Here is a 12,587-nt window from a genome sequence, read left to right on the forward strand (position 1 = left end):
ACAATATGTGGGGTTCCCGGCTGGATGGGGTGCAGACACCCCGGACAGGTATAAACCTTGAGCGCTCGGCCAGCGGGCACCGTGCGCACAACGTGCTGACCATCTTTCTTGTACTCAGAGTGTGGGTGGCTAGCCGTATGCAGGGGTCGGGGCGGGCGCTGCCACTTGCGCGAACCATGATGACGACCCATGGGTCCCATTGTGCCTCAATCAGCGTTAGAGACGACAACGCCGAGAGGTGAACCTCATCCTCACTCGTTCGAGATCGCGACTGGGTGACGGGTAGAGTTCCACACCGTGCGTCTCGTCATTGCCCCGTGCCAGGTCGACTACACCGGTCGACTTACTGCTCATTTGCCGTGGGCCAAGCGGCTCATCGTCGTTAAATCGGATAACTCGGTAAGCGTCCACGCAGACGACCGGGCATATAAGCCCTTGAACTGGATGAGTTCCCCGTGCACATTGACCACGCGCCCTTGCCTGCCGGATGAGCCGGTGGCCACCGCCGCCGTCGATGTCGAAGAGGTCTGGGAAGTTGATGCGCCGACCGGCGACCATCTCCAAATCCTGCTTGGCCCGAAAGTGCTTGATGTCACCGAGGAATTGGGTATTGATCCCGGTTTGCAGAAGGATGGGGTAGAAGCTCATCTCCAGGAACTACTAGCTGAGAATCCTGGCACTTTCGGGGACGGCTGGTCGCTGGTCCGTCGCGAGTATATGACGCCGATAGGTCCCGTTGACTTGCTGTGCCGTGATGCCGACGGGGTTTATGTCGCCGTAGAGGTGAAGAGGCGCGGTGAGATGGACGGAGTGGAGCAGCTCACCCGGTACCTCGAGCTACTCAATAGAGATCACCTGTTGGGTGATCGGGTGCGCGGGGTTTTTGCCGCCCAAAAGATCAAGCCGCAGGCGCGTACCCTAGCTGCTGATCGCGGTATCGAGTGCGTCACTGTCGATTACGACGCGTTGCGCGGTATGGATCACCCGGAGGACCGCCTCTTCTGACGTGCACGCAGCTGCGGGGCCCAACCTCTTGGTTAGGGCCCCGCAGCCGTGTTATTGAGCGTCACTTCCCAGACTTAGTGCCTTGGGAAAGAACCTGTGTTTTCTCGTTGTCAGCCTCATCAGTAGCGGTTGCACTACTGGGTTGGGCGGATTCGCCGTCCTTCTTCACCGCCGGAATGACCTGGGTGCGTTGGCTGGCCGGATCGTCTAAATGAGCAGCCTCCCCGTCATTGCCTGCCGAGTGAGTTGTCTGATCTGTCTGGCTGTCGGTTGACTTCTGCTGAGCCTGTGAACTCTTTGGACTCATAACGATGGTGGCGTCATCGGTGGTCTCCCCGTCCGCTTCTTCAGCGAAGGGATCAGTATCGGGGTAAGCGCTTTCGGCTTCTCCGGCCAGGCCCTTGAGGTTGTTGAGCTGCGCGATGACAGCCTTCTTGCGCTGCATCAAAGCGGCAGTTTCGCGCTCAAGTTGTTCCTTACGCCAGGCGTACTGCTCCTCGAGACGTTCCTTCATCATGGCGGCCTGACGGTGGGCGGTAGCGATGCGGTTTTCGGCGTCACGGGCAGCCTGGTTACGTGTGGCCTCGGCCTGCTTCAGAGCGCTTTGACGAATAGCGTCGGCCTCCTGGGTGCACTTGGCGACATTCTCGCTGCTGGCCTGCTGATGGGCAGTCGCTTGTTCGAGCAACTGCTTGATCTTGGCTGCGGCCTCATCGTGGCTGGTACGGGCCTCGGTAGTGATGCTTTCTGCTTCTTCCCGAGCCTTGGTTGTGATACTTGCCGCTGCCGAGCGAGCCTTGTCGAGGATCTGGGCAGCTTGGGCGCGAGCGTTCTGATCGGTGGTGGCCGCCTTAGTGCGGGCCTCGGTGACAATGGCCTCGGCATGAGTTCCGGCCTGCTCGACGATTGTGCGGGCCTGCAGGCGGGCCTGCTCGATTGCGTGCTGGGAATCCTTGGCCGCTTGATCGCGCAACTCGTGCTGGTTGGCCAGTCCTGCGACCCGGATGTCGTCGGACTCAGTTTGGGCTGCGGCTCGCATGTCGGCAGCAACCCGACGTCCTTCTTCCTTGATGCGCTCGGCTTCGCTACTTGCCATGGCGACGATGTCCTTGGCTTGAGCTTCGGCGGCGGTGAGGATCTCGGTGGCGTGTACTCCCAGACGCTTGAAATCGGTCTGGGTGGCTTCAGCCTGGGCTTGAGAGACTTGCCCGCGCAGGTGTCGGGTGAGCTGCTTCAGCGTCGATACCTGCTGCTCAATCTCCCGAACGTAGTTGTCGACGCTGGTGCGATCGTAGCCCCACATCGAATGGGTGAAGCTACCGGCCGCGCTGGCGGTGTCGTCGAAGAGGTTGAGTCCGGTCTCTTCGTCGAATTGGCCGTCAGAAACGTCTTTTGTGCTCACCGATGGTCCCCTTCCAGTAGGTGACTCCAACGGTACCAATCGAGACCGAATGACAACTGTGCAACTCACCGGGATGAGACAAGCCCCGGGACCAAGGTGAATTGGTCCCGGGGCTTGCCAGCCTCAGTGGTGTGACGTCAGTCCTGGTATGGCATGCCGCCGGCCGGGGGCTCGGTGATCTCGATGAGGAGACCGCCGGTGTACTTGGGGTGAAGGAAGATGACACGGGAGCCAGCGGTTCCGGTGGAGGGCTCGCCGGTGAAGACGGCGCCACGTTCCTTCAAAGTAGCGATCGTCTTGTCCAGATTGTAGGTGCGGTAGCACACCTGCTGGATCATGTTCTTGTTCTTGGAAATGTATTTTCCAATGGTGCTGTCTTCGCTGAGCGGGGCGAGCAACTGGACGACGGTCGACTCTTCGCCGCGCTTACCAGTGCCGAGCATGGCCTCCTCGACGCCATGTCCCTCGTTCTTCTCGCGGAAGAGCACCCGGAAGCCCAGGACGTCGCAGTGGTACTTGATGGCTTCGTCCATGTCCTTGACGGCAAAACCGACGTGGTCGATACACGCAAAGGGATCGTTGTTGAAGTTCTCCATAGCTCAATCGTTGCACTGTCCACCAAGGTCCAGCTAGGCGGGGTGGGTATTCCGGGAGTCTCCTGCGGCAGGGGCGTGCGTTGCCCATGCAGCGCCGTGTCTTCCGCGCTTATTGGTGGCGCGGGGCCCTCCTACATAGGAGGAGCAGATGGGGAGCGTTTCACCTTCATCTCGATTACATGGGCCGTGTAACAGTCGCTCCGACCGCTTGAAACGGCCGGAGCGATGCTGTGCCGGGTTATCAGCGTTGTGCGGGGTTGTCAGCCCTTGAGCGCTTTATCGACGATATGGCGGGCCTCTTCCTGGACAGCGGCCAAGTGGTCGGCGTCACGCAGGGACTCGGCGTAGATCTTGTACTTGTCCTCGGTACCCGAGGGGCGGGCTGCGAACCAAGCATTCTTGGTGACGACCTTAATGCCACCAATTGCTGCGCCATTGCCCGGGGCCTTCGTGAGGATGGTCTCGATCTTCTCGCCAGCGATGCTCTCAGCGCAGACGTCGTCAGGGGAGAGAGCTTTGAGACGGGCCTTCTGCTCGCGGTTGGCGTCAGCGTCGATACGCGCGTAGTAAGACTTGCCGAAGCGGTCCTCTAAATCGGCGTAATGCTCAGACGGGGAGCGGCCAGTGACGGCCTTAATCTCACTAGCCAGCAGGGCGAGCAGGATGCCGTCCTTGTCCGTGGTCCAGGTCTGGCCATCGAGATCAAGGAACGATGCTCCGGCCGACTCCTCGCCACCAAACCCGATATCTCCGCGCATGAGGCCTGGCACGAACCACTTAAAGCCCACTGGTACCTCGATGAGACGACGACCTAGGTCAGCCGCCACCTTATCGATCAGAGAGGAGCTCACTAGGGTCTTACCAATGCCAACGTCAGGGCCCCACCCTGGACGATGGGCAAAGAGGTAACCAATAGCCACTGCCAGGTAGGCATTCGGGTTCATGAGGCCGGCGTCTGGGGTGACGATGCCGTGACGGTCGGAGTCAGCGTCGTTTCCAGTGGCGATGTCGTAAGCGTCCTTGCTCGCAATGAGAGAGGCCATCGCCGAGGGGGAAGAACAGTCCATCCGGATCTTGCCATCAGAATCAAGGGTCATGAATCGCCAGGTCGGATCAACCTTGGGGTTAACGACCGTCAGATCAATACCGAGATGGTCTGCGATGTACTCCCAGTATTGGACCGAAGCTCCGCCGAGCGGATCGGCACCGATGTGGACGCCCGCCTCGTCGATAGCGTCGAGGTCGATGGCATTACGCAGATCGTCGCAATATGCGCTGCGATAGTCGTAACGGGAGACCTCGTCGCGCACCTGCTCATAAGGCTTGCGACGGATACTCGACGGATCGGCGAGCAACTCGTTGGCGCGGTCAGCAATCCAGCCGCTGGCGTCCGTGTCGGCCGGGCCGCCGTGCGGCGGGTTGTATTTGAATCCGCCATCGCGCGGCGGGTTGTGTGAAGGGGTGACGACGATGCCGTCCGCCTGGCGTCCTTCGCTTAAGCGATTGTGAACAATGATGGCTCGCGAGACCGCCGGGGTCGGGGTCCACTCGTCGTCATGCTCGGCGACGACCTCGACGTCATTGGCGCACAGTACCTCAATGGCGGTTGTCCATGCTGGCATGGATAGCGCATGGGTGTCCCTGCCAATGAACAGCGGGCCATCGATCCCCTGGGAGGCGCGATATTCCACGATTGCCTGGGTGGTGGCGGCGATGTGAGCGTCATTGAAGGCACCGTCGAGAGAGGAACCGCGGTGACCTGAGGTGCCGAAGACGACCATCTGGTCAGGGTGCGAAGGGTCGGGGGAGATGTCGTGGTAGGCCGACAGCACGGCATCGACATCGATGAGATCGGATTCCTGGGCGGGTTTCCCAGCACGGTCATGAGCCATAACCCCATTGTTTCACTGACCGGTGCGCCGCGACAGACCACCGCTGGAAACAGCCTCCTCGCGCTCTCGACCACGGTCGTGGGCCATCTCGGCGAGGCTTGTGCGGCGCAATCTGGTTGAATGGACGACATGTCTTCTGACTCGATTCATCGTCACGATGCCGTCGATCTGTCGGGACTGGCAGCTGCAGCCGGGTCCCCCGACTCTTCTGCTGGACCAGCTGCCCATGCTGGTTCGGCAACTGCCAGGACCTGGGTGGTCGAGGGCACCGAAGAGAACTTCAATTCACTACTCCAAAAATCGGTGCAGCATCCGGTGCTGGTGGAATTCACCACGCCGAAAGCCCACGGTGTCGAGCAGATGGAGTCGATCCTGCGCCGGGTCACCGACGAGGCCGCGGGCAAGTGGCTGTTGGTGCACGTCGATATCGATGCTCAGCCCCGACTGGCTCAGAGCCTGGGGATTAAGGCCGTCCCCATGCTCGTCGCCGTCATTGGTGGTCAACTTGCCCCGTTGGCTCAAGGCACTATCGATGAGCAGCAGTTCCGTCAGATCACCGAGCAAGTCACCCAGGCGGCGGCTTCAGCAGGAATGGTGGGGCGGGCAGAACCAGTGACGGTCAAGGTGAGTAGCGAGGAACCGACCGGCCCGGATCCTCGTACCGTCGAAGCTGAGAAGCTCATGGACGCGGGGAAGTTTGACGATGCCGTCGCGGCCTATGACGCGTTGCTTGCCTCGGAGCCTAACGATCCGGTTCTCATCGCTGGCCGTAACGCAGCAGCGCTGCTGGGACGGTTGGATGGTAAAGACCCCGCTGCTTTGCTGGCCGCTGCCCAACAGCATCCCGATGATGTTGACGCTCAGCTAGCCGCCGCAGATGTGGAACTTATGGGAGGACGGTCCGCGGACGCCTTCAACCGGATCATCCAGGTGGTTCGCATCACCCACGACGAGGAGCGTGAAGCTGCTCGTACCCGGCTGCTTGACCTCTTTGCCATGGTCGGGCAATCCGAGCCCGAGGTTGCTGCAGCTCGTCGTTCGTTGGCGGCCGCACTGTTCTGACGCAGGTTTTCGTCGCTGATTGCCGAACGGTCCGGGTTTTCGCTCCCGGGCCGTTCGGATATCGAGGTTGACACAGTCGGCGAGCTCGGCTGGACGTCTCGTCCTCGACCAATAGCATGGGAGCTATGGACTCGACTCCCTTCAACGAGAACTTCCATGCCGTCCTGTTCGACCTCGACGGCGTCCTCACTCCCACTGCGCTCATTCATATGCGTGCGTGGCAGGAGATGTTCAACGAGGAGTTGTCGCATCACCAAGGCCAGAACCCCTACACCGCCGAGGACTATTTCGCCTACGTTGATGGCAAACCTCGGTATGACGGAGTGCGTGACTTTCTTGCGAGCCGTGGCATCAGTCTTCCCGAGGGGGACCCTTGCGACGGCCCTGATGCCCAGACGATTTGTGGCCTCGGCAACCGTAAGAACGACCTGTTTAATACAGTGCTGGCCCGTGACGGTATTCAGCCTTACCCGGGGTCCCGGCGTTGGGTGGATATGCTGCAGGCGCACGGTGTGGCGATGGCTGTGATCTCGTCGTCACGCAATGCTGCAGCGGTGCTTGAGGCGGCTGGGCTGGCCGAGGACTTCCCGGTGCTGGTGGACGGCAACCGGGCGAAGGCGGAAAAACTACCCGGCAAGCCCGCCCCCGATACGTACCTGAAAGGGGCGGAGCTGCTCGGTGTGCGTGCTGAGCAATGCGTCGTCGTCGAGGATGCGGTCTCAGGGGTACGTGCCGGTGCTGCCGGAGGATTTGGAATGGTACTTGGCGTCAATCGTGGCGTTGGTGCTGACCGGCTGCGTGCGGCCGGTGCTGACCGAGTGGTTGATGACCTGGACGAAATGGTTGAGGAGATGGCATGACGCGGACGGGCGCCGATCCGATGGACCGATGGCGCTTTCCCGACGATCCATGGGCGATTGTCGAGACGGCACCCAGTAGCGATGATCTAGGTACGACCGAGACGCTGTTCTCGATCGGTAACGGTTACCTCGGTATGCGTGGTAATCCGTCTGAAGGCCGCGACTCCTTCAGTCATGGCACTTACATAAATGGGTTCCACGAAATTTGGGACATCCACCATCCTGAGAACGCCTACGGTTTTGCGCGTACCGGTCAGACAATCGTCAACGTCCCGGATGCCAAGCTTATGAAGCTCTACGTGGATGACGAGCCACTCTTGCTCAGCGTCAACGAGATTCAATCGTATAAACGGTGGATCGATTTTCGGGAAGGTGTCTTGCGCCGCGAGCTGGTGTGGCGCACCCCGGCGGGCAAGCTGCTACGGGTGGCAACCTCACGGATGATTTCTTTCACTCACCGGCATGTGGCTCTGATAAGCATCGAGGTGACGATGCTTGAAGGCGATGCTCCGATCGTCATTAGTTCTCAGATCCTCAACCGTCAAGATGGCATGGACGAGTACCACGCTCGACCTGATGATGCTGAAAAGGCTGCCGATCCTCGCCAAGCTCGTAAATTTGCTGACAAAGTGCTGATTCCTAAAAAAGATTGGCACTCTGATAAGCGTATGATCCTGGGATTCAGTACCGCGCGCTCGGGGATGACGTTGGCCGTAGGCGCCGATCACGAGATCACCACGGAGAATGAGTACGCGTCCCTGATCGATACCGAGCCCGGGATTGGAAAACGGGTGTACCGGGTTGAAGCCACCCGGGGTCGACCAATTCGCATCGATAAGGCGGTGTCTTATCACACTTCTCGCGGCGTGCCGGTACACGAATTGTTTGACCGAGTGCGTCGCAGTCTTGATCGGGTGCGCGAGCAGGGACATAGCGTCTACTACGACGAACAGCGCGCGTGGCTTGATGATTACTGGGCGACCGCCGATGTCGAAGTTGAGGGTGCCCCGGCCGGTATCCAGCAGGCTGTGAGGTGGAACCTCTTCCAGATCGCTCAGGCATCGGCCCGTGCAGACCAGCTTGGTATTCCAGCAAAGGGTGTAACCGGGGCAGGCTATGAAGGTCACTACTTCTGGGATACTGAAGTCTACGTCATCCCGATGCTGACCTACACCCATCCGCGAATCGCTGAGAATGCGCTGCGATTCCGGGTGAATACCCTTCCGCAAGCCCGACACCGCGCGGAGGAATTGTCTGAGCGGGGAGCCCTCTTCCCGTGGCGAACAATTACCGGCGAGGAGGCATCAGCTTATTATGCGGCGGGTACAGCCCAGTACCACATCAATGCCGATATCGTCCATGCGATTATGAATCACGCCCGAGCGACGGGGGATAAGACTTTCCTTTTCCGAGACGCCGCCCCGGTTCTCGTCGAGACTGGACGAATGTGGGCTGATCTGGGATTCTGGCGCATCAACGGTGGTCGAGAGTTCCACATCCACGGGGTTACGGGACCTGACGAATACACCACTGTCGTTAATAACAACCTCTACACCAATGTCATGGCGAGAGCTAACCTCATCGATGCTGCTAGTGTCATTCGGCGCATGCGCGACGAGGACCCGCTGTGGTACGAGCACCTGTGCTCAGAATTAGACCTCACTGAAGATGAGGTTGGGGGATGGGAAGAGTGCGCGGCGGGGATGGTCATTCCCTTTGATGATACTTTCGGTATCCATCCTCAGGACGACCAATTCCTTTCGCGTGAGCTCTGGGACCTCAAAAATACCCCCGATAACAAACGGCCGTTGCTGCTGCACTATCACCCGTTGGTGATTTACCGATTCCAGGTACTCAAACAGGCAGATGTCGTGCTGGCTTTGTTCCTGCAGGGAGATCAATTCACCCAGGCCGTCAAGCTTGCGGACTTTGAGTATTACGATCCCATCACGACGGGTGATTCGAGCCTGTCGGCAGTCGTCCAGTCGGTTATGGCGGCAGAAGTCGGCCACCAGGAGATGGCGATGGACTACTTCCTTGACGCTCTGTTCTGTGACTTGGCCGATACCCATCACAACGCCTCGGACGGCGTTCACGTTGCCTCGACCGGTGGAGTATGGGGATGCCTCGTGCACGGTTTCGTCGGTATGCGCAATGACCGGGAGAACCTGCGCTTTGATCCAAGACTTCCGGCCCAATGGACGTCGATCAAACATCACATGCTCATTGGCGATTCTCACATGCTCGTCTGCTTGGAACGTGACGCCATCACTTTCCAGATTGTGTCAGGCCATGACCGCGACGTGAGAGTGCGTGGTGAGCTCTACCACATTGGGGTTGAGCCGGTCAGGGTGCCATTGTCTGATCAGGGGCCGTTGCGCCCTAGTCTGCGGGTTACCCATCCGATCTCGGGGTTGCGTCGGGCTGATGGTTCGCTCATTACTGCGGAGGTTCCCGGCAGTATTGCTGAGACAATCGTTTCATCCCCGATCCCGACGTCGCGAGACTGATAGCACCTGATGACAATGGAGGAGGCCGACACTGGGTGTCGGCCTCCTCCATTTTGTGGGGGTACTGGGGCGGCCCAGTGACCTGGTCCGCCGCGAACTCACTTCACCACAGTGATCACTGGAGTGCTCGTAGTGACGTCGTCGGCAGGAATACCGGTGACGTTGGAGTAGTCGAACCCGTTGGTCACTAACACCGGGGTGATCTTGGAGTACCCAGCTTCATCAATGACGGCTGGATCAAAAACAACCAGGGGCTGACCAGCGCTGACGTGATCGCCAGCCTTGACCTTGACGTCAAATCCCTTGCCGCCGAGCTCAACGGTATCGATGCCGATATGGATGAGCAGTTCGACGCCCGAGTCCAGCTTGAGTCCAAAAGCGTGGCCGGAATCAGGGGCGGTGACGACGGTGGCGTCGGCCGGGCAGACAACAGTGGTACTAACTGGATCGATGGCGATGCCATCACCGACGACACCAGTGGAGAAAACCGGATCGGGGATGTCAGAGATAGGCACGGCATGTCCCATGAGGGGAGCGGTGATGGTGACAGCTTCTGAAGCGATCTCGGCCGCAGTAGGGGCCTCGGCTCCCTCAATAGTGGCGGTCTCGGTCGTGGGCTCGGTGGCGGCGGTCGCCGCTGCGGCAGTGGCAATCGCTGGGGCGACAGCGTCCGGTTCTTCCTCGACAACGCTGGCCTGGCCGCGGCGGGCCTTGGCAGCGGCTTTGTCGTCGTTATCACGATAGTCGCGCACGATGACCAGAGCCATTGCGGTGAAGAACGAGGCTGCGATTGCTACCGAGTACAGCCCAATCTTGTCGAAGGCCGGGATCGTCAGCAGGGAGGTGAAGACGAAGGCTGGGGTGTGCAGACCGCCGCCGGCGCCGATGATGACACCGCCGACGAGACAGCCGGCCAACATGGAAGGGTAGATCTTCTTGTAGCGTAGGTGGATGCCGTAGAGGCTCGGCTCGGAGATGCCACCGAGCAGACCAGCAGCCAAGGCGCCGGTGGCGGTCTGGCGCATCGTCACGTCCTTGTCACGAATGGACAGGAAGAGAACGCCGGCGGTGGCACCGAAGCAGGCGAAGTTCCATGCACCCATCGGGCCCTGGATGTAGTCGTAGCCGAGGGTCTGAATGTTGAGCAGCATGACAGCGTTGAGCGGCCAATGCAGACCTAGCGGCACCATGAAGGGATACAGCAGCGGGATGAGGACCGCGAAGATGAAGGACGAGGAGTCATTGACAGCTTTGAGTCCGTTAGCCAACCCAGCGCCGGCGTAGACACCGAGAGGCCCGATGAGGAAAGCCGTCAATGGGATCATGATGAGCATGGTCAGGAAGGGTACGAAGATCATCTGAACGTTGGGGGAAATGATCTTCTTCAACCATTTGTATAGCGGAGCCAGGATGGCCGCCATGATGAGCGGTGGGAAGACTTGGGAGCCGTAGTTGAAGATCGTCAGCGGCAGACCGAAGACGTCAACCACGTTGACCTTGAACCCGCCGAGGGTCAGCGGATGGGCAGCCTTGCCGAGTTCGGTGAACGCAGGCAGCATGACGACGGCCATGACGGAGAACCCAACCCACGGGTCAGCATTCAGACGCTTGGTGGCGTTGTAGGCGACCAACAGTGGCAGGAAGTAGAAGACACACTGCCAGGCCAAGTTCACGAACTGCCAGCTCGGTGGCAGGGTGACCCGCGAGTCGGCCCAGTTTCCGATGACACCCAAGGAACCCATGAGGGCCATGAACGTGATGAACAGCGAGGCGCCGAGCAGGGCGCCCATGATCGGCCGGAAAGAGTCCGACAGGTACTCGAACAGGTTATCGAGCCACGAGAACTTGCCTCGGGGGCCCTTGGAGCGGTGTTCGGCCTTGATGTCCGCGTCGGAATGATGACCGCTGCCAGACGACAATCCCTTCATGGTGGGTAAGCCCATGATGTCGTTGTAGACGCCTGCGACGGCGCCTCCGATGACGATCTGGTAACGATTACCCGACTGGGGAACGGCTCCCATGACGCCGGGGATCGCCTCGACCTCGGCCTTGTCAACAGGCGAGGAATCGCGAAGTTGGAACCTCAGACGGGTGGCGCAGTGGGTCAGACCGACGATATTGCCGGGGCCGCCCACCGCATCCACGATCTGGGACGCGGGTGATGACATGTATGTGGTCCTCCTGTGATATCGCCGTCCGGGGGACAGCGAGGTAGAAGTCTAGTCATCTCAGGACGGTGCAAGCACGCCGGGGCGGATCCCAGCTCGGTCTAACCGTTTGGTGCGACGGTCGCGAATCGTCTGCGAATGTTGACGGTGGATGGTCTACGACGGTGATTCGAGTGAGTACGTTGCTGTACTTCGACCATGGTGTGAATCCTCGGCGCAACCATTGAGGCTGCCCCAAGGCAGGAGGACAGACCGCCGAACCGCCAAACACAGACCTCACACAGGGAATCCGTTTTCCGTGGCCCGAGGCATACGATCAGACAAGATAGCCTCGATGCGTCGGGCCGACAGTGCAGTCACGTGATCGGGAATCTGTTGCGGCTCGACCCAATGCAGATGGCCGATTTCCGCGTCGGCCGGGTGCATGACCTTGGCGAGGCTGGGCTCAATCGAACCAGCGTCATAGATGAACTCGATGGCGTCGGACCATCCCAACGCCGGAGGCATCCAGTCGATGAGGGTCGGCGTGCCCGGAATGTCTAGGACGACCCCTAGTTCCTCCAGGCATTCCCGGACGGCGCCAGCATGCGGGGACTCTACGGGTTCGACGACGCCCCCGGGCAGTTCCCAGTCCGGCTTATACGTCGTCTCGCACATCAGCACTCGTCCGGCGTCATCACGTAGGAGGACGTGAGAGATGACCCGCTTGGTGGGTAGGACGGAATCGAGCATCCCGGTGTGACCGGTGCGGGTATAAATCTCGTCGGTTGCCAGTCGGGAATAGACGTACTCATCCACCCAGCCGTCTCCACGCACGCGCGCCTGGCGTAGCCGACCTTCGCGACGGTACCCAGCACGGTGCAAGGCGTGGACCACCTCATCGTCATCGACGGCCACCCGCGCCTCGAGGCGACGTACGTCGTGCCCGATGATGGCGTCGTCGGAAGCCAGCGAGATAGCGCGTGTCAGACCCTCCGGATATGGCGGATCCTCAAGGAGCAGTCGACCGGAGTCATCTACCACCTCGACCTGGATCCTGAAATCCTCGAAACCGGACTCGTCATCGACCACGAGTTACTCCTCCTGTGGCAT

General features: G+C 60.1%; 9 protein-coding genes. 4 read left to right on the plus strand and 5 right to left on the minus strand.

Translation table 11 applies throughout. The features are described from left to right. Positions 1-297 precede the first annotated feature (297 nt). Positions 298-1,005 carry an endonuclease NucS gene (gene nucS, locus A5483_RS05365; RefSeq protein WP_002548480.1) on the plus strand — a complete coding sequence of 236 codons (708 nt, stop codon included), beginning with the start codon at positions 298-300 and terminating at the stop codon, positions 1,003-1,005. 61 nt (positions 1,006-1,066) lie between these two features. Here the strand turns inward: nucS and A5483_RS05370 are convergent, their stop codons facing one another. From A5483_RS05370 to pgm, 3 genes are all read right to left on the minus strand, one after another. Then, on the minus strand, positions 1,067-2,407 hold the full coding sequence (locus A5483_RS05370; RefSeq protein ID WP_063811183.1) for a DivIVA domain-containing protein: 1,341 nt from the start codon (positions 2,405-2,407) through the stop codon (positions 1,067-1,069). Positions 2,408-2,544: 137 nt separating this feature from the next. Further along, positions 2,545-3,003 carry a VOC family protein gene (locus tag A5483_RS05375; protein ID WP_002548895.1) on the minus strand — a complete coding sequence of 153 codons (459 nt, stop codon included), beginning with the start codon at positions 3,001-3,003 and terminating at the stop codon, positions 2,545-2,547. 260 nt (positions 3,004-3,263) lie between these two features. Continuing rightward, a complete protein-coding gene (pgm, locus tag A5483_RS05380; RefSeq protein WP_063811184.1) occupies positions 3,264-4,895 on the minus strand; it encodes a phosphoglucomutase (alpha-D-glucose-1,6-bisphosphate-dependent) in 1,632 nt (543 codons plus the stop codon). A gap of 120 nt (positions 4,896-5,015) precedes the next feature. On the opposite strand from pgm, the gene A5483_RS05385 reads away from it, so the two are divergent. The 3 genes from A5483_RS05385 to A5483_RS05395 all read left to right on the plus strand — a co-directional run bounded on the left by A5483_RS05385 (position 5,016) and on the right by A5483_RS05395 (position 9,327). Next, the gene (locus A5483_RS05385) at positions 5,016-5,957 is read left to right on the plus strand and encodes a tetratricopeptide repeat protein (protein ID WP_063811185.1); all 942 of its coding nucleotides are present in this window, start codon (positions 5,016-5,018) and stop codon (positions 5,955-5,957) included. A 116-nt stretch (positions 5,958-6,073) separates the two neighbouring features. Beyond that, complete coding sequence (locus tag A5483_RS05390) at positions 6,074-6,817, plus strand: HAD family hydrolase (RefSeq protein WP_002548660.1); 744 nt, start codon at positions 6,074-6,076, stop codon at positions 6,815-6,817. After that, a complete protein-coding gene (locus A5483_RS05395) occupies positions 6,814-9,327 on the plus strand; it encodes a glycoside hydrolase family 65 protein (RefSeq protein ID WP_063811186.1) in 2,514 nt (837 codons plus the stop codon). The genes A5483_RS05390 and A5483_RS05395 overlap by 4 nt, the downstream gene beginning before the upstream one ends. A 98-nt stretch (positions 9,328-9,425) precedes the next feature. Here A5483_RS05395 and A5483_RS05400 read toward each other — a convergent pair whose 3' ends face one another. Then, entirely contained in the window at positions 9,426-11,495 is a 2,070-nt protein-coding gene (locus tag A5483_RS05400; RefSeq protein WP_063811187.1) for a glucose PTS transporter subunit IIA, read from the minus strand. Positions 11,496-11,771: 276 nt separating this feature from the next. After that, entirely contained in the window at positions 11,772-12,566 is a 795-nt protein-coding gene (locus tag A5483_RS05405) for an NUDIX hydrolase (protein WP_063811188.1), read from the minus strand. Between the last annotated feature and the right edge of the window lie 21 nt (positions 12,567-12,587).

It is taken from the genome of Cutibacterium namnetense (assembly GCF_001642025.1).
Classification (GTDB): Bacteria; Actinomycetota; Actinomycetes; order Propionibacteriales; family Propionibacteriaceae; genus Cutibacterium; species Cutibacterium namnetense.